This is a genomic window from Cyclobacterium xiamenense, from assembly GCF_009467825.1.
Taxonomy (GTDB): domain Bacteria; phylum Bacteroidota; class Bacteroidia; order Cytophagales; family Cyclobacteriaceae; genus Cyclobacterium; species Cyclobacterium xiamenense.
In genome coordinates this window covers 1-25,331 of sequence record NZ_WIOK01000034.1, presented here as the reverse complement: position 1 = coordinate 25,331, position 25,331 = coordinate 1, and the positions used below count along the sequence as shown (strand labels likewise).

At 48.5% G+C, this 25,331-nt stretch carries 26 protein-coding genes and 1 other RNA gene; 18 read left to right on the top strand and 9 right to left on the bottom strand.

What is annotated here, in order from left to right; all coding sequences use genetic code 11:
• Positions 1 to 60: 60 nt before the first annotated feature.
• The 6 genes from GCU44_RS19595 to GCU44_RS19570 all read left to right on the top strand — a co-directional run bounded on the left by GCU44_RS19595 (position 61) and on the right by GCU44_RS19570 (position 9,277).
• Positions 61 to 942, top strand: coding sequence for an inositol oxygenase family protein (locus tag GCU44_RS19595; protein WP_154858890.1), 882 nt, complete (start codon positions 61 to 63; stop codon positions 940 to 942).
• 68 nt (positions 943 to 1,010) lie between these two features.
• Entirely contained in the window at positions 1,011 to 2,585 is a 1,575-nt protein-coding gene (locus GCU44_RS19590) for a solute:sodium symporter family transporter (RefSeq protein ID WP_154858888.1), read from the top strand.
• A 282-nt stretch (positions 2,586 to 2,867) separates the two neighbouring features.
• Positions 2,868 to 3,203: a hypothetical protein gene (locus tag GCU44_RS19585; protein WP_154858886.1), complete on the top strand. Its 336-nt coding sequence runs from the start codon at positions 2,868 to 2,870 to the stop codon at positions 3,201 to 3,203.
• A gap of 181 nt (positions 3,204 to 3,384) precedes the next feature.
• On the top strand, positions 3,385 to 4,617 hold the full coding sequence (locus GCU44_RS19580; RefSeq protein ID WP_154858884.1) for an efflux RND transporter periplasmic adaptor subunit: 1,233 nt from the start codon (positions 3,385 to 3,387) through the stop codon (positions 4,615 to 4,617).
• A 20-nt stretch (positions 4,618 to 4,637) separates the two neighbouring features.
• On the top strand, positions 4,638 to 7,805 hold the full coding sequence (locus tag GCU44_RS19575) for an efflux RND transporter permease subunit (RefSeq protein ID WP_154858882.1): 3,168 nt from the start codon (positions 4,638 to 4,640) through the stop codon (positions 7,803 to 7,805).
• 5 nt (positions 7,806 to 7,810) lie between these two features.
• On the top strand, positions 7,811 to 9,277 hold the full coding sequence (locus GCU44_RS19570) for an efflux transporter outer membrane subunit (RefSeq protein ID WP_154858879.1): 1,467 nt from the start codon (positions 7,811 to 7,813) through the stop codon (positions 9,275 to 9,277).
• A 158-nt stretch (positions 9,278 to 9,435) separates the two neighbouring features.
• On the opposite strand, the gene GCU44_RS19565 is transcribed toward GCU44_RS19570, so the two are convergent.
• The 6 genes from GCU44_RS19565 to GCU44_RS19540 all read right to left on the bottom strand — a co-directional run bounded on the left by GCU44_RS19565 (position 9,436) and on the right by GCU44_RS19540 (position 15,460).
• A complete protein-coding gene (locus tag GCU44_RS19565) occupies positions 9,436 to 10,545 on the bottom strand; it encodes an agmatine deiminase family protein (RefSeq protein WP_154858877.1) in 1,110 nt (369 codons plus the stop codon).
• Positions 10,535 to 11,410, bottom strand: a complete 876-nt coding sequence (locus tag GCU44_RS19560; protein ID WP_092178143.1) for a carbon-nitrogen hydrolase — start codon at positions 11,408 to 11,410, stop codon at positions 10,535 to 10,537. The genes GCU44_RS19565 and GCU44_RS19560 overlap by 11 nt, the downstream gene beginning before the upstream one ends.
• Before the next feature lie 61 nt (positions 11,411 to 11,471).
• Positions 11,472 to 12,611 carry a 1-acyl-sn-glycerol-3-phosphate acyltransferase gene (locus GCU44_RS19555; protein ID WP_154858875.1) on the bottom strand — a complete coding sequence of 380 codons (1,140 nt, stop codon included), beginning with the start codon at positions 12,609 to 12,611 and terminating at the stop codon, positions 11,472 to 11,474.
• Positions 12,612 to 12,778: 167 nt separating this feature from the next.
• Entirely contained in the window at positions 12,779 to 13,384 is a 606-nt protein-coding gene (locus GCU44_RS19550) for a 3-keto-disaccharide hydrolase (RefSeq protein ID WP_092178139.1), read from the bottom strand.
• 42 nt (positions 13,385 to 13,426) lie between these two features.
• Positions 13,427 to 14,776: a Gfo/Idh/MocA family protein gene (locus tag GCU44_RS19545; protein ID WP_154858873.1), complete on the bottom strand. Its 1,350-nt coding sequence runs from the start codon at positions 14,774 to 14,776 to the stop codon at positions 13,427 to 13,429.
• A gap of 354 nt (positions 14,777 to 15,130) precedes the next feature.
• On the bottom strand, positions 15,131 to 15,460 hold the full coding sequence (locus GCU44_RS19540; RefSeq protein ID WP_241685036.1) for a hypothetical protein: 330 nt from the start codon (positions 15,458 to 15,460) through the stop codon (positions 15,131 to 15,133).
• A gap of 154 nt (positions 15,461 to 15,614) precedes the next feature.
• Here GCU44_RS19540 and ffs point away from each other — a divergent pair.
• From ffs to GCU44_RS19510, 6 genes are all read left to right on the top strand, one after another.
• Positions 15,615 to 15,707: signal recognition particle sRNA small type (ffs, locus tag GCU44_RS19535), an RNA gene on the top strand.
• A gap of 83 nt (positions 15,708 to 15,790) precedes the next feature.
• A complete protein-coding gene (fsa, locus tag GCU44_RS19530; protein WP_092178133.1) occupies positions 15,791 to 16,447 on the top strand; it encodes a fructose-6-phosphate aldolase in 657 nt (218 codons plus the stop codon).
• Between the two features lie 69 nt (positions 16,448 to 16,516).
• Entirely contained in the window at positions 16,517 to 16,720 is a 204-nt protein-coding gene (locus GCU44_RS19525) for a fructose-6-phosphate aldolase (RefSeq protein ID WP_092178131.1), read from the top strand.
• Between the two features lies 1 nt (position 16,721).
• Positions 16,722 to 17,435 (top strand): cell division ATP-binding protein FtsE, encoded by a 714-nt coding sequence (locus GCU44_RS19520; RefSeq protein ID WP_154858871.1) that lies wholly within the window; start codon positions 16,722 to 16,724, stop codon positions 17,433 to 17,435.
• A 278-nt stretch (positions 17,436 to 17,713) separates the two neighbouring features.
• A complete protein-coding gene (locus GCU44_RS19515; protein WP_092178127.1) occupies positions 17,714 to 17,899 on the top strand; it encodes a CPXCG motif-containing cysteine-rich protein in 186 nt (61 codons plus the stop codon).
• A gap of 70 nt (positions 17,900 to 17,969) precedes the next feature.
• A complete protein-coding gene (locus GCU44_RS19510) occupies positions 17,970 to 18,494 on the top strand; it encodes a hypothetical protein (protein WP_154858869.1) in 525 nt (174 codons plus the stop codon).
• Between the two features lie 27 nt (positions 18,495 to 18,521).
• On the opposite strand, the gene GCU44_RS19505 is transcribed toward GCU44_RS19510, so the two are convergent.
• On the bottom strand, positions 18,522 to 19,394 hold the full coding sequence (locus tag GCU44_RS19505; RefSeq protein ID WP_092178123.1) for an SDR family oxidoreductase: 873 nt from the start codon (positions 19,392 to 19,394) through the stop codon (positions 18,522 to 18,524).
• Positions 19,395 to 19,522: 128 nt separating this feature from the next.
• On the opposite strand from GCU44_RS19505, the gene GCU44_RS19500 reads away from it, so the two are divergent.
• On the top strand, positions 19,523 to 20,332 hold the full coding sequence (locus GCU44_RS19500) for a hypothetical protein (protein WP_154858867.1): 810 nt from the start codon (positions 19,523 to 19,525) through the stop codon (positions 20,330 to 20,332).
• Between the two features lie 319 nt (positions 20,333 to 20,651).
• Here GCU44_RS19500 and GCU44_RS19495 read toward each other — a convergent pair whose 3' ends face one another.
• Positions 20,652 to 21,617 carry a succinylglutamate desuccinylase/aspartoacylase family protein gene (locus tag GCU44_RS19495; RefSeq protein ID WP_154858863.1) on the bottom strand — a complete coding sequence of 322 codons (966 nt, stop codon included), beginning with the start codon at positions 21,615 to 21,617 and terminating at the stop codon, positions 20,652 to 20,654.
• A gap of 117 nt (positions 21,618 to 21,734) precedes the next feature.
• On the opposite strand from GCU44_RS19495, the gene murB reads away from it, so the two are divergent.
• Positions 21,735 to 22,772, top strand: coding sequence for a UDP-N-acetylmuramate dehydrogenase (gene murB / locus GCU44_RS19490; protein WP_154858861.1), 1,038 nt, complete (start codon positions 21,735 to 21,737; stop codon positions 22,770 to 22,772).
• Positions 22,773 to 22,804: 32 nt separating this feature from the next.
• On the opposite strand, the gene GCU44_RS19485 is transcribed toward murB, so the two are convergent.
• On the bottom strand, positions 22,805 to 23,287 hold the full coding sequence (locus GCU44_RS19485) for a deoxycytidylate deaminase (RefSeq protein ID WP_092178115.1): 483 nt from the start codon (positions 23,285 to 23,287) through the stop codon (positions 22,805 to 22,807).
• A 231-nt stretch (positions 23,288 to 23,518) separates the two neighbouring features.
• On the opposite strand from GCU44_RS19485, the gene GCU44_RS19480 reads away from it, so the two are divergent.
• The 4 genes from GCU44_RS19480 to GCU44_RS23130 all read left to right on the top strand — a co-directional run bounded on the left by GCU44_RS19480 (position 23,519) and on the right by GCU44_RS23130 (position 25,169).
• Positions 23,519 to 23,896 carry a response regulator gene (locus tag GCU44_RS19480; RefSeq protein WP_154858859.1) on the top strand — a complete coding sequence of 126 codons (378 nt, stop codon included), beginning with the start codon at positions 23,519 to 23,521 and terminating at the stop codon, positions 23,894 to 23,896.
• Between the two features lie 231 nt (positions 23,897 to 24,127).
• Positions 24,128 to 24,613, top strand: a complete 486-nt coding sequence (locus tag GCU44_RS19475; protein WP_154858857.1) for a hypothetical protein — start codon at positions 24,128 to 24,130, stop codon at positions 24,611 to 24,613.
• Between the two features lie 57 nt (positions 24,614 to 24,670).
• Positions 24,671 to 24,883 carry a hypothetical protein gene (locus GCU44_RS19470; RefSeq protein ID WP_154858855.1) on the top strand — a complete coding sequence of 71 codons (213 nt, stop codon included), beginning with the start codon at positions 24,671 to 24,673 and terminating at the stop codon, positions 24,881 to 24,883.
• A 139-nt stretch (positions 24,884 to 25,022) separates the two neighbouring features.
• Positions 25,023 to 25,169, top strand: a complete 147-nt coding sequence (locus GCU44_RS23130) for a hypothetical protein (protein ID WP_174238275.1) — start codon at positions 25,023 to 25,025, stop codon at positions 25,167 to 25,169.
• Positions 25,170 to 25,331: the final 162 nt, after the last annotated feature.

The window sequence follows — 25,331 nt, the reverse complement described above, 5'->3', positions numbered from 1 at the left end:
GGACTATAGAAAATACAATTAGTTTTTTCTAAATTTAGGGCAGAAAAAAGACCTGTTGACATGAACAAACAATTCACCGATAAAGAGAGCGCTCCTCTTGGAAATATTGAAGAATGGGAGGATGATTTAAAAATCAGGTATCCAAAACCCAAGTCCGAACAAGCCAAAGCAAAGGGCGATTACCGCAACTACCACGACTCCGAGCGAGTGGATACCGTCCGGGATTTTTATCGGTTGAACCACCACTACCAGACCTACGACTTCGTCACAAAAAAAGAGCAGGAGTTTCTGAAATTTGATAAGAAAGAGATGCCCTTTTGGGAGGCAATCGACTACCTCAATACCCTGGTAGACGATTCCGATCCCGATACCAGCCTGGACCAACTTCAGCACCTGTTGCAAACCTCAGAAGCCATCCGGGCTGACGGCCACCCCGATTGGTTTGTGCTGACGGGTTTTATTCACGACATGGGGAAAGTGCTTTGCCTGTTTGGAGAACCCCAATGGGCCGTGGTGGGCGACACCTTTCCGGTGGGATGCAAGCATTCGGACAAGATCGTCTATCCGGAGTTTTTTGAGGGAAATCCCGATTACGAAGACGAACGGTACAACACCAAATACGGCATTTATGAACCCAATACGGGCCTGGACAATGTAAAAATGTCCTGGGGTCACGACGAGTACCTGTACCAAATGACCAAAAATTACCTGCCCGAACCGGCCTTGTACATGATTCGATACCATTCCTTTTACGCGCAGCACCGGGAAGGTGCATACGATCACCTGCTCAATGATCACGACCGGGAAATGTTCAAATGGGTGGATAAATTCAATCCCTACGACTTGTACTCCAAAGTACCCGTGCCCCCGGATGCAAAGGCACTGCGCCCTTACTACGAGGATTTGGTAGCAAAATACCTACCGGACACACTGAAATTTTAAGCTTTTATAACCCTCATAAACCGACGTGTTGCTGCCCGGAATTCCGGGCAGCAATTTAGTTTTATACCATGCTTACAGCCCTGACGTTTATCGGATTTACCCTTTTTGTCGCATTTTTTTCCTGGTACAAATTGAGAAAAGACGATATCCGCTCCAGGGATGGGTATTTTCTGGGAGGGCGCTCCCTTACCGGTGGCGTGATCGCCGGATCGATGATTTTAACCAATATATCCACCGAGCACTTGATTGGCCTGAATGGTTCTGCCTACAAAAACGGAATGATCATCATTGCCTGGGAAGTGACCAGCGCCATCGCCCTGGTCATTGCCGCTTTGTATTTTTTGCCGATCTATTTAAAGATGGGCCTAACGACCATTCCTCAATACCTGGAAAACCGGTACGATAGCAGCACCAAGACCTTGGTCGCGTTCTTGCTGATGGTGTCTTTTGTGGTGACCCTACTCCCCATCGTGCTGTACACGGGGGCAATCAATCTGGAAAGTATTTTCAGTGTATCCGAAGTATTGGGCGTGAGTTTATCGGAAGGCATCTGGATCACCGTGGTGACCATTGGGGTGATTGGCTCCATCTATGCCATCTTTGGCGGGTTAAAAGCTGTGGCCCTGTCCGATTCCATCAATGCAATTGGCCTGGTCATCGGCGGGCTGATGGTCCCCGTTTTTGCACTCTGGGATATCGGCGAGGGTAATATCATCGATGGCATGAGTAAAGTCTATGCTTTTGCACCAGAAAAATTCAACGTCATTGGCAAAGCCGACTCTGTCCTGCCTTTCGGAACCATTTTTACCGGATTGATGATCAATCAACTGTATTTCTGGGGCATGAACCAAACCATCATCCAACGGGCATTTGGCGCCAAAAACATGGCGGAGGCACAGAAAGGACTGTTATTTACCGGTATCTTCAAAATCCTGATTCCCCTGATCATCGTGCTACCCGGCATCATTGCTTACTATTACTACAAAGATCAATACTATGACAACCAGGACTTCATCTACCCGGTTTTGCTGATGCGGGTGATGCCCTTCGGCCTGCTTGGATTTTTTGCCGCCGTGGTGCTGGGGGCCATATTGAGTACCTTCAACAGTGTCTTGAATTCCGCAGCCACGATCTTTAGCCTGGACATCTACAAAAAACTCATCAATCCCAACTGCTCAGACAGACGATTGGTCCGCGTGGGAAGATTGAGTTCACTGGTCCTTGCCCTCTTTGCCATCGGTATCGCCCCCCTGGTTGGCAATGCCCCGGAAGGTCTCTATCAACTCATGCAACAGCTCAATGGAATATTTTTTATCCCCATTGCTTCTATTTTAATCGCCGGCTTTTTCATTCCAAAGGTCACGGCAAGAGCTGCCAAAATAGGCCTGGTTACCGGCCTGACTTTTTACCTATTGACGAGTTTTGTCTTCGATTCCGGCATTCATTTCATTCACATTTGGGCGATCGAATTTGTCATGAACCTGGTGCTGATGGTTACGGTCAGCCACTATTTCCCCGGCAAGCCCAACACCTTTGTAAGTCAACCACCCGTATTGGAAATGAAACCCTGGAAATACGCAAAACCCGTATCGGCCGCTTTGTGCGTGGTAACCGTACTCATCTATATCTGGTTAGGCAGTTAATTTCTCGTCCTGGCGGGCTGATTTTCGGCCAGGTTGGAAGGAATTCGTCTTTACCGGTATCTACCATTCATTTTATCTACAACCCTTGTTTTTTTAGGAATTTTTTTCCTTTTATTAAATTATTTTCAGAATTTTAGTTTGATTATTTACTGAACGGCAACGGTTTAATTTGTTTTTATTTCTTTATTAGCGTTAATTTTCCTTTGTGAACGGTATCCTTCTTGGGAATTTTCTTGTTATTTTTGTATCGTGAATCGCAAGTATAAAAAAATAGCCGCCTTTTTGTCCAAGTACCTCCTCAGCAACCTGCTTGCGCTATTTTTGGTGGGACTTTCGGTGGCCGAAGGTGAAGAAGCGATCCATCAATTCCCTAAAACAGGGATTCACCTGGACGTGTCGGATTTTGATTACCTCGATTTTCCTACATCCCTGAGCCGGACCCAATCCAGTAGCCAGCAATCGAGAGACATGCTGCTTCCGGTTTTTTATTTGCGCAACGATCCCTTTCACCTGTTACAGTTTTTTCACTCCGTAGCACCCGGGGCCTTTCCCCCATTGGATACCTGGAACCAAATCAGGCACATTGTGTCCCTGGTGATCTGTTCCAACGCTCCCTGAGGCACATTCCTGCCACTTACGTTAGCTGGAGGATTGGCTTTTATCGAACACCTATCATCCGGAATTCCCAAAAATAACCGTAATACCGATGTGCCGCGTTGTGTGCTACGATCGCATGCTACCTGCGCATTCGTTGGCTGAAAACATTGCGTTCTATTGTTTGTTTAATCCCAATTCTGAAATGAATACGAAAAATTCTGGGCTCCGGTATTCCGGTAGCAAAATTGCCCGTTTGAAATCCCTCTGGAAAGTTATTGGTTTCCTGGCGATAGGGAGTGCTCTTTTTTCCTGTAACGAAGGAAGTGGCAAAAACAATAAAAATGCAGAGGTCCTGGAAGTACCAGTATTTACCTTGATGCCGAAAGACATAGAAGTGCCTCAAACGTACGTGTGCGATCTGCAGGCAATTCAGTTTGTGGAGGTTCGTTCCAAGTTGGAGGGTTTTGTGGAACAAATCTACGTGGACGAAGGGCAGGAAGTTCGCAAAGGCCAACCGCTATTTCAACTCTCTTCGGCAGAATACAACGAGCTCGTCAACTCGGCAACCGCCAAACTTATGCAGGCCAAAGCAGAAGAAAAAGCAGCCAGTCTGGAAGTAGAACGACTAAAAGTGCTGGTGGATAAGAAAATCTACTCTTCCTCCGAACTCGAACTGGCCCAATCTAGAAAGGAAATGGCGGAATCTGCCATCCTGGAGGCCGAATCCATGCTTAAAAATGCCCAGGTAGGCCTGTCGTATACCACCGTGAGGGCTCCCTTTGACGGCATTGTGGACCGTATTCCTTACAAGACAGGCAGTTTGGTGAAGAGTGGAGATTTGCTTACCAATATTACCGATATTAGCGAAATTTTCGCCTATTACCGCATTACGGAAAACGAATACTTGCGGTATATGCGGGGTGAACTGGACAAGGATGCCGACTCGGAACAAATGAACGAACAAGTTCGAGAAACACTATTGGACGAGCAGGAGGAAATTTCCCTTATCCTATCGGATGGGGTGGAGTACCCGTATAAAGGCAGATTGGAAACCATGGAGGCGGATTTTGAACAGGGTACCGGATCCATTGCCCTTCGGGTTCGTTTTCCCAACCCGGATGGCTTGATCAAGCACGGGGCCAGTGGCAAGGTGCAGATGAGCAACGAACTGAAAGACGTCTTCCTAATCCCCCAAAAATCTACGTTTGAAATCCAGGAATACAACTATGTATACCTGGTAGACAAAGACAATAAAGTAAATGTCCGAAGTTTTAGGCCGTTGCGGAGACACGGGCTTTTTTACGTGGCGCAGGATTTTGCCACCAACGATAAAGTGGTGTTGGAAGGAATTCAACTACTCAAAGATGAGGCTACGGTAAAGCCCAACCCGATTGGAGAAGAAGAAGTATACCGGTCCCTAAACCTATCGCTCTAGCCGTTTAAACCCCTTGACACATGTTTGATTTGTTTATAAAACGACCCATCCTGTCGACGGTAATTTCCATTTTGATTACCCTGGTAGGTTTATTAGCGCTTTTCGGATTGCCCGTCACCCAGTTTCCGGAAATTGTCCCTCCTTCGGTGACGGTGACTTCCCAATACCGGGGAGCGAATGCAGAGGTGGTAACCAAAGCAGTCACCACTCCGCTGGAACGCGCCATTAACGGTGTCCCGGGCATGACTTACATGTCATCGGTCAATACCAATGACGGTGTATCCGTTATTACGGTCTTTTTTAGTGTAGGTACGGATCCGGATCAAGCCGCCGTGAATGTGCAAAACCGCGTGGCCACGGTCGTGGACGAATTACCCGAAGAGGTAATCCGCGCAGGGGTAATGACTGAAAAAGAGGTAAACTCCATGTTGCTGTACCTCAACCTCATGACCTCTGATAGCACGCAAGACGAGAAATTTGTCTACAATTTTGCAGACATCAATATCCTTCCCGAGCTAAAACGAATAGATGGGGTAGGCCGAGCGGAAATCATGGGGAACCGGGATTATGCCATGCGCATCTGGCTGAATCCGGACCGAATGGTGGCCTACAACCTGACCCCACAGGATGTGAGCGAAGCCATTCAAAGCCAAAATGTGGAAGCCGCTCCCGGAAAATCCGGAATCAGTTCGGACCGGGACCCGCAGTCCTTGCAGTATGTTCTCAAGTACACCGGTAAGTTTAATACCAAAGAGGATTACGAAAACATTACCTTAAAATCCCTTCCGGATGGATCCCTGCTAAAAATTCGGGACGTGGCGGAAGTTGCCTTCGACTCGGAGGATTACAACATGGTATCGATGACCGATGGGCAGCCCTCCGCTTCCATCATGATCAAACAACGGCCCGGTTCCAATGCCCGGGAAGTGATACAGAACATCAAAGACAAAATGGGCGAACTGCAGGAAGCCTCCTTTCCCCCCGGGATGACCTTCAATATTTCGTACGATGTCTCCCGTTTCCTGGATGCCTCCATTTCAGAAGTTGTCAAAACGCTTATCGAAGCCTTTCTATTGGTGTCCCTGGTGGTATTTATCTTTCTTCAGGATTGGCGTTCCACACTAATACCGGCCATAGCGGTACCTGTCTCTCTGGTGGGAACCTTCTTTTTTATGAGCCTTTTTGGATTTTCGATCAACATGCTCACGCTATTTGCCATGGTATTGGCTATCGGGATTGTGGTGGACAATGCCATCGTCGTTGTGGAAGCCGTGCATGTAAAAATGCACCAAAACGGAATGAATGCCAAGGAGGCCACTTTTGCGGCCATGCACGAAATCGGCGGTGCCATTGTGGCCATCACGCTGGTGATGTCTGCCGTGTTCGTTCCGGTAAGTTTTCTCTCCGGTCCGGTGGGGATCTTTTACCGGCAATTCTCCCTGACCCTGGCCATCGCCATCGTGATTTCCGGTATCAATGCGCTTACCCTTTCCCCTGCCCTGTGTAGCTTGCTCTTAAAACCCGTACATCACGAAAAAGGAAAAGGCCTGCTCAGTCGCTTCTTTACGGGTTTCAATGAAAAATACGAGGCATTTGCTGGGAAATACGCTGGATTGATCGGCAAAACTGCCGGTAGAAAAACCCTCACATTCGGTATTTTGCTTTTGTTTTTTGGCCTTACGTATGGGATGACCTTCATTCTACCAACCGGATTCATTCCCAACGAGGATCAGGGAATGATTTATGTCAACGTGACGACCCCCCCGGGGTCCACCATGGACCGAACCCAGCAAATCATGGATGACGTGCAGGCGTCGATTTTGCCCTTTGAGGAGGTTGAAACCATCTCGACACTGGCCGGATACAGCCTGCTTACCGAAACTGCCGGAGCCTCCTACGGCATGGGCATGATCAATTTGGTGGGTTGGGATGACCGAGAGGCAAATGTCGACCAATTGATCGAAAAATACCAGGAACGGACCGCACACATTACGGGCGCTTCCGTACAGTTTTTTGCCCCCCCGCCCGTTCCAGGCTTCGGAAATGCCTCCGGTTTTGAATTGCAAATGCAAGACAAGACCGGTGGGGATTTGGCCTTCACTGCCCAAACTGTAGACGATTTTCTGACAGCTATCCGGGAAAGACCTGAAATCCAGGAAGCGTTCACCAATTTTGATCCTTCTTTTCCGCAGTACATCCTGCGGGTGGACCATGACAAAGCTGCAAAGTTGGGCGTGGATATCCGTGCTTCGATGGAGACCCTGCAAAGTTTTATTGGGAGCTATTACAGTTCCAATTTTATCCAGTTTGGGCAAATGTACAAAGTGATGCTACAGGCCTCGCCGGAATTCCGGACCAACCCGGAATCCTTGCTAAAAATGTACACCAAAAACAAGCAGGGTGAAATGGTACCCTATTCCAATTTTGTCAGCCTGGAGCGAATCTACGGACCGGAGCAACTTACGCGCTACAACATGTTTATCTCTGCCATGATCAATGGTGATGCCGCACCGGGATATTCCAGCGGTGATGCGATTCGGGCAGTCGAAGAAACTGCGGTCTCCATCCTACCCCGGGGCTTCTCCATTGATTGGTCCGGCATCACCCGGGAGCAAATTGCCTCGGGCAATCAGGCAGTATACATCTTCCTCATTTGCCTGGTCTTTGTTTATTTGCTTCTCGCCGCCCAATACGAAAGCTATTTGCTGCCACTATCGGTGATTCTGTCGCTGCCTGCCGGTGTTTTCGGTTCCTTTCTATTGCTGCAACTGACCGGATTGGAAAACAATATTTATGCGCAGGTTTCGCTAATCATGCTGATCGGACTGTTGGGCAAAAACGCAATTCTTATCATTGAAATCGCCGTACAGTCCAGGCAAAAAGGCATGGGAATCCTGGAGTCGGCCGTTCATGCGGCGGTGGAAAGGCTACGCCCAATTCTTATGACTTCGTTTGCCTTTATCAGCGGATTGATCCCACTCGCCCTCGCCACCGGCGCCGGAGCAGTCGGAAACCGAACCATCGGTACTGCCGCGGCAGGAGGTATGTTTATCGGTACGTTTGTCGGAATCATCCTTATTCCAGGTCTATTCGTAGCCTTCGAAACCCTGGCTGTTTACCTCAAAAAACAGCCCGATTCCATGCCGTCCGATCAGGCGGTTCATTCCGGTAGCCTAAAAACTTCGTAAGAGTGATGCATAGAACGAAAAACACCACCATCTCCCCCTGCCTGCTGCTATTCGCTATTGTCGGGCTGGGGCTCTATTCCTGCAAAGTAGACCAACCACTCCTCGATACCTACAACCAACCGCCGGAGGAATACCCCGAATTTGTCAACTCGAAAGCCGATAGTTCCAACATGGCGCTTGTCCGCTGGGAGTCTTTTTTTAGCGACCCACAGCTGCAGGGTCTTATTCGAAAGGGTCTGGAGCGCAACCAGGATGTTAACCGCACGCTGGCCCAAATAGAAGTTGCCCGGGCTGCACTCAGCCGGGCCCGCATGGGCCAACTGCCGGAATTGAACCTGCAGGCAGGGGCGGAAGTCAGAAAATTTGGCGATTTCACCATGGATGGCGTAGGAAACGACGATACCAATCTCTCGCCCACTGTCCCGGAAAACCGGCGCATCCCGGTTCCTTACCAGGACTTTATTCTCGGCGCCACCTTCAATTGGGAGGTGGATATATGGGGCCGGCTACAGATGCGGAAAAAGCAGGCCCTGGCCCAGTACCTGGCGTCGGAGGAAATGGTTAACCTTACCAAAACCTGGCTGATCGCCGAAATTGCGAGCACGTACTACACCATTGTCGGGCTGGACGAGGAAATTGAGACCTTGCTGACAAACATTGCCTTTCAGGAAGAAGCCTTCGAACTGGGAAAAAGCCTAAAAAACGCCGGTCAGGAGAGTCAACTGTCCATCGATCAGTTTGAGGCATTGATGCTCAATTCGAAAGGTATTCTGATCAGCAAGCGCAGGGAATTGAGACAAGCCGAGCTAAATCTGGCCTATCTGACGGGAGACTACCCCGAACGCGTGCAGCGCCAATCCTTGTCAGAGGTAACGGTGCTACCGGAGGTTTTGGAATTGGGGCTTCCCTCGGACCTGCTTCGGATGCGTCCGGATATCCGCGCAGCCGAGCAAAACCTGCAAGCCAATAACCTGGAAGTGGGTATTGCGCGAACCGCCTTTTTCCCCACATTTAATCTATACGGCATGGCCGGGTTCAACGCTTTTGAATTCAGCAAGCTCTTTTTGAATCCAGGCTCTGCCGTCTACCAACTGGGCGGTGGACTGGTGGCTCCAGTATTCAATCGGAACCGAATCAAAGCCAGCTACGAATCGGCAAAAGCCCGCCAAAAAATCGCCCTGTACGATTACGAGCAGACCGTCCTCAGTGGATACCTGGAGGTGATCGGACTGGTAAACGACTACCGCACACTGAGGGAGGAATTGCAATTAAAAACGAATGAGGTACTGGTACAGCGGCGATCGGTAGACAACGCCAATACCATGTTTAAGGTAGGCTATGCAGACTACCTGGACGTGATCAACAGCCAATCCAATTCCCTGGCTTCCGAACTGGAATACATCGAATTGAAGATGCTGCAGCTGCAGCGGCTGGTAAGCCTGTATCGTGCATTGGGTGGTGGCTGGCAGTGAGGTAGCAGTTATCCTTTTCTGCTTTTGAAAAAAGCCTGCTCCGGATGCAAACCGGAGCAGGCTTTTTTATGCATCAACCAGACAGGAGATCGAAAGGACTTCTCTACGCCGAATCCTGTACGGGTACTGCTCCTTTTGCAGGTGTCGGGAATAGACTTTTACGTTTTAGACCGGAAGGCCCCGGCCGCGGGTTCCTGCTGACTAAGGCAGTGAAACGAGCCCAGCCCCCAAATCAGGTCCCAGGAATCCACGCCGACCACCTCCCTTTCGGGAAAGCAAGCGCCTATAATATCCAATGCCCGCTCGTCCTGGGCATCCCGAAAGGTAGGCACAATCACATAGGAATTGGCAATGTAAAAATTGGCATAACTTGCTGGCAGCCGAACCCCTTCGTAGATCACGGGAGCGGGCATGGGCAATGCCACGATCTCCAGAGCACTTCCATCCAGCAGTCGAAAGGATTCCAACAGCTTTAAGTTGTCCTGCAAAACCTTGTAATTTTCATCTTTCTTGTTGGATTCAACCACAGTCAGGACTTTGTTTTTACTGACAAAACGCGTCAGGTCATCCACGTGACCATCCGTATCGTCTCCAAGGATACCGTCCTTTAGCCAAAGTATTTGCTGGACGCCATAATAGGCTTTGAGGTAGCTTTCTATCTGCTCGCGACTTAAATGAGGATTTCGGTTGGGATGCAGCAAGCAGGCTTCCGTGGTGAGCAGCGTTCCCGCCCCGTTAAAATCCACCGAGCCCCCTTCCATGACAATGCCCGGTCGAAAACAGGGGATTCCCAGGTGGAGGGCTACCTTCCCTGGAATCAGGTTATCCAGGTCATAGGGCGGGTATTTATCGCCCCATGCATTGTAGCCCCAATCTACGATCGCTTTGCTCTTGTCCGGGTTTGGATGAATCAGGAAGGCCGGACCATGATCGCGGCACCAGGCGTCGTTGGTCGGAAAATGATGAAAACGGATGCGTTCCTCCACTACACCGGCCGTTGCCAATCGATCTTCTGCCAATCGCTGCATGCGCTCGTCAGCAACCAATAGGTTTACCAGCTCGCTCCTGGACAGGTAGGCAACAAATGTTGCGTAGGCAGGATAGATTTCGTTGATCTTTCCGGGCCAGGAGGCTTCTTTGTGCGGCCAGCTTAGCCAGGTGGCATCGTGGGGATGAAATTCCGCCGGAAAGAAATAGCCCAAATCGGCGGGGTGCATGGGATCCTTCCCTAAACTACCCTTGAAAAAAAAACTGGGGTCAATCTTCATCGAGAAAACGCTTGAGTATCGGCTGGTAACTATCGATGCGGCGATCCCGGAGGAATGGCCAATGCGTGCGGTATCCGTCAGACTGAGTCAGGCTTACTTCCACCACCTCCACCTGCTCTTCGAGGTGAGGCGCCTGATACAGCACCTTACCGAAGGCATTGGTAACGAAGGAACCTCCCCAAAACTGCATCTCACCCTCAACCCCCGTTCGGTTCACGGCCACCACGGGCACGCCATTTGCCACTGCATGGGCTTTCTGAATGGTCTGCCAGGCCTGGTATTGCTCTTCATTGGTAGCCGCATCCTGGGATTGGTGCCAGCCGATTGCCGTGGGGTAAAACAGAATCTCAGCCCCCATCAGGCTGGTGATACGTGCGGCCTCGGGGTACCATTGATCCCAGCAGATCAGAATACCCAATTTGCCATAGGCCGTAGAAAAAACCTTGTACCCCAAATCCCCCGGCGTGAAGTAAAACTTTTCGTAATACCCCGGATCATCCGGAATGTGCATTTTTCGGTATTTACCCAGGTAGCTACCGTCGGCATCCAATACGGCGGTAGTGTTGTGGTAAATGCCCTCTGCCCGCTTCTCAAAAAGCGAGGCAACAATCACCACTCCCAACTCCTTGGCAACACGGCCTAGTTCTTCTGTCGCAGGCCCGGGAATTTTCTCAGCGAGCGAAAAATTTCGGTAATCCTCCACATCGCAAAAGTAAAGGGATTGGAAAAGCTCTTGTAGGCACAATACCTGCGCTCCGGATTCAGCCGCATTTCGTATCGCTGCGATTGTTTTTTCCAGGTTCTTCTGTGGTTCGGCGCTACAGCTTAACTGCACCAACCCGATTTTTACAGATTTTTCTTTCAAACGATTACTATTTTTTTCTGAACGATTAGTTTTCTAGCGGGATGTTTGCGGCAACCTTCGGCTAGGGGGCCAGCAGGTGCATTTTTTCTTTGTGAATGACCGGGTTGGCATACATCGAGAGAAAGTTTCGCACGGCCACTGCATTTTCCATCTCCACGCCTTTTCGGATGCGTGCCTGAAACTCTTCTTTTTCTTCTACGGAATAATGCTCCCGGTGTTCGTCGGTCTGGTTCAGCAGGTCCAGGGCAATGTAATTGGTAGGCCATAGTCGGTAGTTCCGTACAATTACCCGGTCCAGCTCTTCCACCAATGCCTGAAGCTGCTTGTTGACACTGTTTTCTCTTTCAAAAATAGTGTTTATTTCCTGATCCAAGACCTTCCCGACGGAAATGTGAATCCGCTTTTTTTGTCCCATGATGCCACTCATGAGGGTTCGGAAATCTTCGTTCTTTTGTTTGACATAGGTTTCCTCCCGCGCCTTTGCCAGCAGCTCGGGCATCTTCAAGACATCGGTCGGATCGTTTTCGTAAGAAATGGATACGGGAACAATCTTTAGCTTTAGGAAATATTCCTCCAAAGATAAGGATTCACAAGCTTTTGAAAGCATTTTAAGAACGCCTTTTTGCGTTAGGTCCATACCGTCTTTGGTCCGTCCTTCCCGCTGTGCGATCCACACGGAACGGTTTTGAGAAAAAATCGCTTCCCGGATAAACTCGGAGTTTAACTTTGAATATTCCAACATGGCCTTGTTGCTCAGCCCCCGGTACACAACAAAATTACGCGTTAGTTTGGAGAGCGTTCGCAAAAACGGCTTTTTTACCAGGTTATCACCAATGGCTGAGGTGGTCATGAGCAGGCCATGCTCGAACAAGGTCGCATTCAAAAGGGAGGTATCCAGAATGATGTCCCGGTGGTTGGAAATAAACAGGTACGCTGTATTGGGCTCCAGTTGCTCAAATCCGGAGGTAGTCAGTCCATTCGAACTGATATCCAATACTTTCCGAACGGAATGGTAAATGAAATTGATTTGAAAATCGCGAATGGAATGCGTCTTTAGCAATTGTTCTGTCCATTCTTCATCCCGTTGGTCCGGAAAGGTAAAATTCATTATCGCCTTCATCATCGGATGGGAGGCGACTTCCTTCAAGGCTTGGTTGACTTCGCTATCATAAAAAGGTCTTATGGAATCAAATTTCGACATATAGTATCTTTTAGCAGGGCGCAAATTACAAAAAATGCCCCAAAGGTTCTTTCCTTTTGTCAAACATTAGGCTTGCTACCAAAAAAAGCCCCGTTGTTTCGGGGCTTTTTTATTTTATTTTGTACCGACAGCAGCCCACACCTACAAAAGCGCCGGCTGCGATTGGTTTAGAGTTCCTTCACTTCAATGTCCTTCCAGGAGATTTTCAGACCACCTCCGCTGTGGATTTGAAGGGCTATTTGCCCCTCACCCTGTCCGATTTTTTCGTCGCTGAAATCCACCATTTTCTTTCCATTGAGCCAGGTAACCACCCGATCGCCTTTTACCCGCACCTTGATGTCGTTCCACTCACCAAACTTTAGGTATTTGTCTTTTTCGGCATCTGGTTTGATCAACCATCCCCTACCATAGGACTCGTACACCCCTCCCGTATCGTTGCCTGGAGGTGCCACCTCTACCTGCCAACCGGACACCTTGGTTCCTTCAAAAGTTGACCGGAAAAAGATCCCGCTGTTTCCATCCTGATCTTGCTTAAATTTTGCGGTCAACTCAAAATCTTTGTAATCTTCCTCGGTTCCCAGGTACCCATATTCTGCGTCAGGTCCACTTTCGGAAACCAGAATCCCATCTGCTACGTACCACTTTTCGGTACCGTATACGATCCATCCGGAGAGATCTTTTCCATTAAAAAGTGAGGTTTGGCCCGCGGCAGTAAACACCAAGCCGACCAACGCGGCCAACAAAAGGCCGGACTGTTTTGCTATTGTTCTCATTATCTAGTTAGTTTATTTAAATTAGTGGTACATGCAATTTGTTTACACCAGTTTCATTTGAACCGGGTCCCAGGCGATAAATTTATCCTGGAAATAACTATCGTTGCACAAAAGTGCAGGAGCGGCCGCACGGAAAGCAAAAACAGGATCTTCCGCCACGGTTCCCTTTTCACGAATCGCCCGGAAAAAATTCCCAAAATGATCGTAATGTGCTCCTTTGTATCCGGGTTCAACCTTGTACACCATTTCATTGGGAGGCAATATACGCTTGCGGTCGGAAGCCCCTCCCCGCATTTGGGCCTGCGCCTCCAAAAACGGATCGTCACTGGATGCCTGTTGATTGGTTTTGACCACTACTTCGTCCCATTTTACGTCCATGGAGCCCTTACTCCCCACAATCTTTAGATAGGTGGACCCACTGGTGCCGTCTACAAAATTGCAGCGCAGGGACAAATTAAACCCGGGATGCTCCTGACTTTCGGGATACTGAAACATACCCAACAATACATCCGGAACCTCTCTGCCGTCCTTCCAATACCGCAGTCCCCCCATGGATGAAATCTTGTTCGGCCCCAGAGAATTGGTAATGAAATGAAGACTGGTAAACAGGTGTACAAAGAGGTCCCCGGACATACCCGTTCCGTAGTCCAGGTAATTTCTCCAGCGAAAAAAGCGCAAAGGGTCAAATTCCCTTTCGGTGGTATTGGAAACGTACCGTTGCCAATCCACGGTATTTACGGATGCATCTTCGGGCACGTGGTACTGCCAGGCTCCTTCCGGTGAATGCCGCGCCCAAAAGCCCTCCGCATAATTGATGTCGCCAATGGCCCCCTGGGCGAGCAATTCCTTCGCCTTTTCGTTTCCAAGGCTGGAAATCCCCTGACTTCCTACCAGGAATACCTTGCCTGATTTCTTCCAGGCATCGATCACTTCCTGTCCTTCTTTCACCGAATGAACCATGGGTTTCTCGCAATACACGTGTTTTCCGGCATTCAGCGCATCCACGCTAATCTGTTTGTGCCAGTGGTCGGGCGTTCCTATCAGTACCGCATCGATATCGCTTCGTTTCAACAACTCTTTGTGGTCCTTGGTAAGAAACAAATGCTGTCCCCACTTTTCTTTCGCTGCCTCCAACCGGCCATCGTATAGGTCACAGACCCCTACTACCGATACGTTTTCGTGCTGAAGTGCGGTGTTCAGGTCTTGGGTCCCCATGATCCCGGCACCGATCAGTGCAATTTTCAATTCACGGTCATCGACGCTTTTTTTAGACAATCGATCCAGGCGAACCACATCCGGTACCGGCTGCCCGGCAAATGCGGTCGGGGCCAACGCCGAAGCGGCACCGGCCATTCCCAATCTTTTTAAAAATTTTCTGCGGTTATTTTCCATTTGTTTACAGTTGATCCGACGATGAATTTGAAACCTTTCGGGAAATACGCCCCAGTCCTTGCCTGGAACGCCAGAGGAAAATTAGCCCCTTGTTCGCTGCTACTCCTCGTGCATTGCCTTCCGTCTTTAGGTACCCAAGCCGGTGCGGCAAAACGCGCCGTTTTGAGGAACCCTACCTCCCGATGAAAGGACGCCACCCATTCGCATCCGTCGGTGATAGGCGAATTGGTCAACCAAACTTACTAAAATTTTTAGATTATCGTTTCTGGAAATCGGATTTGTGCCAAACAAAAAATCACCCAAAAGGGATTTAGCGGTGCCCGTTGAGATTCCAGCGATTGATTTGCAGGAAATTCACTGATCGGGTTGCCCGTCTTGGGTATTATCGTCGTACCTGTACTCTTCGTCCATCATTCGCTGCCGGGGCCATTGAGGGGCCAGTTCTTTTTCTTCCAGACTCACCAATTCCCCATTTTCAAATGTCGCAAGTATATAAAAGCGATCGTCGTTGGTGAGACGGTATACTTTTTTGTTCTCGTTCAACTGACTTATGACCGCTTCCTTATTTTGCCGAAGAAATTTGCTTTCCGACATGCCCAATTGGTAGGGAATCCGTGGCTGAAATACGGCGCAAGCGCCCAACAGAAAAACTACACTCAGGGTAGCCAATGTTTTTATCATCATATCAAAACAGATTTTTAGTGAGAATAGGTAGTTATCCTCAGAGACAACCAAAACCCGGCAATAATTCGGCCAAAAAATTAAGATTTGATAGCGAAGCAATTAGCTGCTTGCTGGTAAAATAGTTTTGTTTGAGATGAAAATTTACCTACCTTTGTACTGAGCGGCACGACCAGCTCCCGCTAAATCCCCCAGGTCCGGAAGGAAGCAAGGGTAGGTGGTTGTAGCGGTGCGATGCCGCTTATTTTTTTCCTTTTTATTTTACGCTCCCCATCTTTTTGATACTTTTGACGTAAATTTATCGGCACATACACTCAAACTTACTACTCGCACATGAAATTCTTTATCGATACCGCAAACCTAACCGAAATAAAAGAAGCCTACGACCTGGGTGTTTTGGACGGTGTGACCACCAACCCTTCCCTGATGGCCAAAGAAGGCATACGAGGGGACGAGAACGTTCGAAACCACTACAAAGCTATTTGCGACATCGTGGATGACAAGGTAAGCGCGGAAGTGATTGCCACCGATTTTGAAGGGATTGTGAAGGAAGGTAAGGAGCTGGCTAAAATAGATGACAAGATCGTCGTAAAAGTTCCCATGATCAAAGACGGCATCAAGGCCATTAAGTATTTTTCCAGCGAAGGTATCCGTACCAATTGCACGCTCGTATTCTCGGCCGGTCAGGCCATTTTGGCAGCGAAAGCGGGTGCCAGCTACCTGTCTCCGTTTATTGGCCGCTTGGATGACATCGCCTTTGACGGGCTGGATCTCATCGGGCAAATCGTACACATTTACCAAAACTACGGATTTGAAACCGAGGTATTGGCGGCCTCTATCCGGCATACCATGCACCTGATCAAATGTGCGGAACTGGGAGCCGATGTGGTCACCTGTCCACTTAAGGTAATCACGGGCCTGTTAAATCACCCGCTTACCGATAAGGGATTGGCTCAGTTTCTGGCAGATCATGCCAAAGCAAATTCCTGATCGGCTGGTTTTTCGCCAATCGTTCTCCGCAAATGAACGGCACCTGACACGAACCAAAACATACCGGCTATGTACATCATCAAAGTAAAAGGGAAAGCAAAAATCCCGGATTACATACAGATCCGGGACGAAAACTTTGTGTTGGTAGCCTATTTCCGGGCAGACCGCCCGCTAAAGAACATTGAAAAATTCGGACTGCAAGGAAAGGAAGCGGAACTGGAACAATTGATTCGGGAATTGCCATTTGGCAAACTCAAAAAACTCAGTATTTAATATGGTCTTTTCGAACGAGCCGGTGGTGTCGGTGCAGCAGGCCTGTATCTTTCAGGGTATCAACACCATATTGAAGGACGTGACTTTTACGATCGAAAAGGACGAATTTGTATTTCTAATCGGAAGAACGGGAAGCGGAAAAAGTTCGCTGCTAAAAACCCTGTATGCCGACCTCCCCCTTATCATGGGCCAGGCAAGGGTGGCCGGTTATTCGATCGACAAGCTGAAAAAAAAGGAAATCCCGTATTTGCGCCGCAAATTGGGAATTGTGTTCCAGGATTTTCAACTTTTTCCGGATCGGACGGTGGCCGAAAACCTGTATTTTGTCCTCCGAGCTACCGGCTGGAAGGATAAAATCAAGATGAAAAACCGGATGATCGAAGTGCTGATGGGCGTGGGTCTGGGCGGCGCAGCATCCAAGATGCCGCACCAACTTTCCGGTGGAGAACAACAGCGGGTTGTCGTTGCACGGGCTTTGCTAAACGAACCCTCCATCCTTCTGGCGGACGAACCTACCGGTAACCTGGACCCGGAGGTGGCGGATGGTATCTTCCATTTGTTCCAGGAAATCAATAAAAAGGGCACCGCCATCTTGATGGCTACCCACAATTACGAGTTGCTCAAGAAGCATCCCTACCGCATACTAAAATGCGAAAACGCCAGGGTGTTGGATAGCAAAACTACCACCATCTCCCTGGGTAACACCGGTCTCTAATCGGTCCTGTCTATCGTTGCTCCCTCTTGTTCCAGATTTCTACTACCGCACCGGAGCCAGTACCCGGAACAGCCTGCTTTGGCGCTGTAATTGCTCCTTCCTACCGACACCATACCTTTGCGCGCTTCAATTATTGATAGCAGCTACGGTTTTTTGGAAACTCGTTGCCAAAATCCTGACAAGCCTTGGCCCCAAAAGCCCATGCTCTGGGTCCCCCGGAACAATCCGCTACCGCCCGGTGTTTGCTACATGTTGTATCTGTCCAATCGTCCGCTACCATGGAAATCGAACATTTTTTTCAATGCCCATTTTGCTTCTCCGAAATCTCCATGCTGCTCGACCCCAGTGTAACCGAACAGGAATACATTGAGGACTGCGAAGTCTGCTGCAACCCCATTCAGATCAGTTATGGAATGGAAAATGGAGATCTTAGCTGGTTTAATGCAACTGGTGTGGATCAGTGAAATTTTATAATTTTTTGCCTTGAATATCCTTTTCAAAAGCCTATTTTAGAAGGCGAATAAAGGTACAGCTATGGTAAAAAAACTACTGCTTGGTATTATTTTCTGGGGAACGATGCTATCGCTGCACGCACAAAACCAGATTAGGGAAGAGATAAAAACTGCCGGACAAATTTATGCCTATGCCCAGTTGCACGGAGACCACGAGATTCTTTTGGATTTTACCTACCCCGCACTGATCGAAAAAGCCGGAGGTAGGGATGCCATGAAAAAGCTGTTGAAACAAATACAGGAAACCAAGCAAGCACGCGGTCAGCGCTTGGCTTCCCTTGAGTTTGGGGAGGAAATCGAGGCCGTGCAAGTAGCGGATGAGGTTCATGCGATTGTACCCGTCACCCTGGTTACGAAAGTTCCGGGAGGGACCCTGATTTCGGACAGCAACCTAATTGCCGTAGGTACGGAAGACCGTGCCAACTGGTACTTTATCGAGACCACCTCTCTGGAGGAGAAAAACATACAGAAAGTACTCCCAACCTGGGATTTCAGGCTGGCGCTTCCGTTTAAAAAGCCCCCGGTATTCAAAGAAGACAAGCGTTAAGACCGGCGGGTAGTATTATTCGCCGGATTAACCGCCCTTTTTTCTTGCCGCGGCAAGCGCATCCCATTCTTCTGCTTTCACTTGGCCAAAGCCGTTAAATTGACCGGCTCCTTGCAGCCATTCCCCCCCGTCAATGGTGATCACTTCTCCATTGATATAAGCCGAATACGGAGAAATCAGGTAGGCAGCCAGATTGGCCAGTTCCTGGTGCTCCCCTACCCTCCCCAAAGGAATGCGCCGAACGGGGTCAAACTTCTCCGCCAGATGCCCCGGCAAAAGCCGCTCCCAGGCGCCCTCCGTCGGGAAAGGACCCGGTGCAATGGCATTGGAGCGGATTCCGTGTGGCGCCCATTCCACTGCCAGTGAACGGGTCAGGGCAAGAACGCCCGCCTTCGCGGCTGCACTGGGTACCACGTAGGCGGAACCGGTAAAGGCGTAGGTCGTCACAATGTTTAAAAAAACGCCAGGTTTGCCATCCTGTATCCAATCCTTCCCCGCGATCAGGGTCATGTTGGAGGTCCCTTTAAGAACGATGTCCAAAATGGTGTGAAAGGCATTTGGTGAGAGCCGGTTGGTAGGACTGATAAAATTAGCCGCCGCATTGTTTATCACCCCATCAATTTTCCCAAAATGCGCCTTCGCTTCCTGATACATCTCGGAAAGCGCCGCATAGTCGCGTATGTCACAGGCAAGCGGCACTACCTGTCCCCCGGTCACCGCCTCCAGTTCCGAGGCCGTGGCTTTCAAGGTTTCGATTTTCCGGCTACAAATTACCAGCTTGGCACCAAGCTCCAAAAAATAACGGGCCATTGCTGCCCCCAATCCGGTACCGCCACCGGTCACCAGTAGCACTTGCCCTTCCAGGGCTCCGGCTACCAGCATTCCTTTCTGATAGTGCATCTTATGTCCTTTAACTGTTACATAGCTCAAAATACATAATTTTCCATGCTTTGGGACGCGGGGATGGAAATTAATTAAACTTTCAGTAATTTCACCTCGGAGGAAGATCCGGATAACTCGGAGGATTCATGAAAAGAATAATCACATACGTTTCGTTACTCGTACTGTTTGCCTGTCAACCGGATGTCAACAGGGACCTGCAGATCAATCAATCGTTTGAGGGCGAAGAAGCCTATTGGGCATCCAAGAGCCTGGATGAACACCTGTACCTGGTTTTTCAGCCGTGGGCATTATTCGACGAGGAGTCCTTTTTGGATTCGCTGCCCGGATGTCCGGAAATCTCCCGGGATACGGCTGCTTTCTCCGTGACACTGAATTACGATCGGCCCGGTTGCACGGAGGTGCCGGTCGGCAGAAAAGGGTCCATCACGCTGGAATACGGCAGGGAGTCGCCTACCGAAGGGGATACGCTTCGGCTGACGTTTACCGATTACGAACGGGAAGGAACAGCGGTAGTGGGCCAGCGGGTTTTTCGATTTACCGAGCTGCTGTCCGGAGAGATTACGGTAGCTGAACTAACGAATTCCTTGCGCTTGCTTCATCCCGAGGGTTCTTCCACCCGGTTGAAACCCGCTTACCTACACCGGGCAACAATGGAATCAAATAAATTGATCGAACTCAGTAGTCAGAGACAGATGCAGGGCAGGAATTGGAGCGGTAATGCATTTGAGGTACTCGTGGACCCACAGAAACTACAATCCAGTGCCTGTCTGTCGGAATCGCTGCCCCGGCCCGCCTCTGGTACCGAAACCTGGACCATACACCGTACTGGCGGCAATCCGGTAACCCACGAATTGGTATACACTACCTCGGACGCTTGTGAATCAAGAACGACGATTCGCCTGGATGAAGGGGTGGATATGGAAAAAACACCCTGATTTACAAACTCAAATAGCCCGCAATGCCTGAAAAAAGGCGTCTTTTTTGGAATATTTTTCTTCGCACAGGCAGTTTACCAGAGAGGTAGATGCCGGCATTGGCTTGGAATGCTCTCCAATGGAATACCTCACCTAATTCCCAAACACCTGCATCTGGCTACCTTAGAAACAGCGAATGTGGCAAGCCGGAGAAAAAGGGACAATATGACTTTGTGGAAATACTGAAAACCCGTTTTTTTAAATGAAGATCAGATGTTTCCGGGTTTATTACCATTCTACGCTGCAACTATTTGATTCTCGGTCAAGTAGCGCTATGATGTCAATAGCCCGGTCCCGAGACGCCGAACTGGGTCCTTCCCACATGAACCAGGGCATCGCCGGCATTGACTACCGGTTGGTTGTTTATTCCAATCACGTGGCCGGAGGAAGGGCTTTTGACAGGTACCTTCACCTGTCCATAAGGGTCAGATATTTTTGCCAATACCTGCCCCTTTTTCACTTCATCTCCCGCAGAAACGGACGCATTGAAAATCCCGGATATTTTGGCTCTTACCCAGCTACTGTCTTGGATTTTGAGACTTCTCACCGGAGGATAGGTGCCGTCTATCATGCCCAGGTAACTCAATAAACGGCCGGTACCCATGATACCTTCCTGGATCACCTGCTCATCGAGGCGCATGGACTCCCCCCCTTCGAAAACAAGTATGTGCTTTTTATGCTTATACGCCTCCTTTCGAAAAGACCGATCGATATGCGGTGAGTTTACCGTAAAGTTGGCGCCAAATACTTCGGCAAGCTCTAATCCTTTTTTGTCTTTGAAATCCACGCGCACCTGGGGGAAATTGGAGAGCATGCGTCCCCCGGTGTGAAAATCGATGCCAAAATCGATTTGAGGGATTATTTCATGGGTCAAAATATACGCAATTTGCGAGGCAAGTGAGCCTTTACTGCTGCCTGGAAAGCTCCTGTTTAAGTCCCTACCGTCTGGAAATGTGCGGGAGTTACTCAAAAACCCGTACACATTTACGAGGGGAATAAAAATCAGGGTACCGCGTTTCGGCTCGAAAATCGCCTCTTCCAGCATCCGCTTTACCGTAACAATGCCATTAATCTCGTCTCCATGGACACCGCCGCTTATCAGCACCGTGGGGCCGGGGTTGCTGGAACTCCGAATAAATACCGGCAAATCAATCAAAGTATGCGTAGGAAGCCGGGCGATAGCTATTTCGATATTTAACGTTTGCCCCGGCCGAATCCGGATGCCATTGATCACCATTTCTTTCATATCACACCTTTTTTACCACATGCTTTACCCGCTCCAGAGAAATCCCGGCCCTGTGGAAAATACCAGAATCTTTTTCTATTTGATCAAATAATTCGTAATTCGTGCATAAAATAAACAATGAAGATACGGGAAAATTTTTCTTTACGCGCCTACAATACCTTTGGGATAGACAAAAAAGCGCGCCTCTTTTTCGAAGCCCATAATTCGGAAGATGTTTTGGAAGCAATCTCGCAGGCAGATGCAATGGGGAAGCACCTGTTTGTATTGGGAGGGGGAAGTAACGTTCTTTTGGTAGGAGACATTGATGCATTGGTGCTGAAGATTGCCATTCAGGGAATCGAGAAAACGGAGGAAGATGAGGACACTGTTTTACTCAAGGCAGGAGCCGGGGTGATTTGGCAGGACCTCGTGCATTTCTCTTTAAATATGGGGCTGAGTGGTTTGGAAAATTTATCCCTTATCCCCGGTACGGTGGGTGCTGCACCCATGCAGAATATCGGTGCCTATGGCGTTGAGCTACAATCCGCTTTTGACCATTTGGAAGCCATAGAAATTGCCACCAAAAACCGTAAAATAATAACCAAAGCTACCTGCGCTTTTGGGTACCGGGACAGCATTTTCAAAAACAAATGGAAAGGCCGGTACATCATCACCCGGGTAGCTTTTCGCTTGTCAAAAAAGCACCGGCCGATTACCAGCTATGGCGATATCGAACGTACACTAAAAGAAATGGGATCACTTCCCGCAACCCCTGAAAATATCAGTAGGGCGGTCATAAAAATCCGGCAACAGAAGCTACCGGACCCAAAAAAAATTGGAAATGCAGGGAGCTTCTTTAAAAACCCCAGCATTCCACTTGGTGAATTTTCGTTACTGAAGGAACGCTTTCCAACCATCCCAGGCTTTCGATTAGGAGAACTGGTCAAAGTACCCGCAGCCTGGCTGATCGAGCAAGCCGGCTGGAAGGGAAAACGATTCGGGGCGATCGGCGTCCACGAAAAACAACCTTTGGTCTTGGTGAACTATGGAGGTGGAGAAGGGTCGGAAATTGTGGCACTAAGCGAAAAAATTCAGGCAGATATCCGGGAAAAATTTGGCATCACGCTCGAAAGAGAGGTCAACCTAATCGGTCCCGATGAATGGGCCAAAACCTAGGGTTTCCGCGGGGTACCCACGGGCTGCCACATTTAGATCAGTTGGTCCGGGATACGAAGTGTTTTCTTGTACTGCTCCGCTTGTACGCCAAATTTTTCAAGAAATTGAATCCCCTCATCAATGCCAATGCCTTTGTACGCGGCATAGGAATATAAGTACACCACTTTTTGAATTCCCATGGAATAGATGATCCTGGCGCAGGGCAAACAGGGCGCTAATGTTACATAAAGGGTAGATCCCTCCACAGATGCTTTGTTTTTTACCGCATAGAGGATGGCATTCTGTTCGGCATGCAGGGCGAGGGAGCAACTGCCTTTGCTATCCCTGCTGCACCCCTCCTCGGGAAACTCCTCGTCGCAGTTATGGGTACCGGAGGGAGGGCCATTGTATCCAATCGAAATAATCCGGGTATCCTTAGTCAATACCGCCCCCACGTGCTTTTTTATGCAATGGGACCGTTGAGCAAGACTCACCGCCAACTCCATGAAAATATCATCAAAATCTGGTTTATTCATACGCTTTCTTTTTTTTGGCTGCGGACCGATTACGCCCCCCGTCTAGCGTGGAATAAAACCGGCCCCTTTTTCGTTTACGAAAAGCTGGCATAAAATTAGTTATTTATCTATTTATAAATCAGGGATTCTGCAGGATAAAGAAAAAAAGGGGAAATAAAAGTTTAATGTGAAATTATTTAATTACTTTTGTCCCTGGTATTTTGCTTTTCAAAAACAGTTTTATGTATTTTAATGATTAAGATAGTTCTTATAGACGATGATCCCATCAGCATTTTCGTGACCGAAAAACTGATTCAGAGAAACCTCATGCAGCCCTGCAAGGTGTTTTCTTTCGATAATGCGACGGATGCGTTGCGGGACATCTATCATATTGGCCCGCACTATCTTTTCCTGGATCTGAATATGCCTGAAATGACCGGCTGGGACTTTTTGGAAGTGTTTCAACCGGTGCAGTCGGAACCGGAAATTTATATTTTGAGTAGTTCAATAGACGAACGGGACATTATCAAGGCCAATCAATACCATCAGGTAAAAAAATACCTTTCCAAACCCTTGATCAAGCAATACATCAACCTTATTTTCGGTAAATACAGAAAAAATCTGTCTTGATCGTTCATGAATTTATACGTGTCTTTAAGCGGCCATATGCCCGCCAGGATACCGCCTATTGGATATAGAATCCCTGACTACCGTCCGGCAGGTCGCCCGTTTGATAATCGTCCCTCCCTGTGCTGCTTGCGTCATGCCTGTCTGCTTCGAGCAGGCTCGATTTCCCATTAAATTCTTTTTTTTAAAAACTACTTTTGCCAAATTGAGTTTACATAGTAAAACCAAATGTACATGGCAACAGCAAATCCTAAATTAATTCTGGCCCTTAGAAAGACAATCTCGAAGCTAAAGAAAGGTGCTCCCTATCAGTGGGGCCACATGGGAGCCTGCAATTGCGGGAACCTGGCACAGGAAATTACCCAGATCAGCAAATCGGACATTCACCGGTTTGCCATGCAACGCAGTGGGGACTGGAGCGAGCAATTGAACGATTATTGCCCAAGCAGTGGCTTGCCCATGGATCTGATGATTTCGGAGTTGCTGGGAATCGGGCTGAGCAGGGAGGACCTTATCCATCTGGAACGATTATCCGACCCCGAAATTCTTGCGCTGATACCGATGGACCGGCGCATGCATCTGGTAAAAAATAAGAAAGAAGACCTGCTGCTTTACCTGGAAACCTGGGTTCGTCAACTTGAAAACGAATGGGCTGAAAACCAACGAACTACCCTTCCCTCAGGTGGTAAAAAAATAATTCCCACAGAGGTGTTGAGTTAGTTATAAAAATTTCATTAATTAGCGCAAAAAAACAGCCTTTCTTAACACTTGACGCTTATGAATGAAGATTTTGAAGACGAGTTCGACGAAGAAGACGAATTCAGCAGTGAATTTGACGATCAGATTTACGACGAAGACGAAGATCATGGTCTGGAAGAAGATGTTTTTATGGATTTTGAGGACGATGGGTTTGACGACACGGGAGACGACTTTTCGGACCGATTTCCCTTTGATGAGGACGAAGAGGAAGAGGAAGATGATTTTATCTAGTTTGGGTTGACGATCGATGAAGTTACCAGTCGCTTCTCAATCCTCCACACCTGATTTGATTCCTTTTTATTTTTATGCTTTGTTATCCTCGTTTTCGATGCTAACTTGCAATCACAAAAGCTTTCATAACCATTAGCGTATGTTATTAGAAATATTTAATTCCCCCATTGCTTCAGGAGCACAAACCTTTTGGCTGATCGTTGCGATTTTAGTAGGCTTGGGAGCAGGACTCTCCGCCATTGATTTTAGAAGTACGGTCTTTAAAAAGGAAAACAAAGAAGATTAAAAAGGGCTTCTTGGAAAATCCAATAAAATTTGACCACGCAGGATGAAACTATATCCTTCGTGGTTTTTTTATGATTATTTGCTCTGATCGACAGTACAATTCCGCTACGGTAAAGTACAATTTTCTGGTGAATCGAGTACCTCTTTTTTGCTTTTTTGTCAA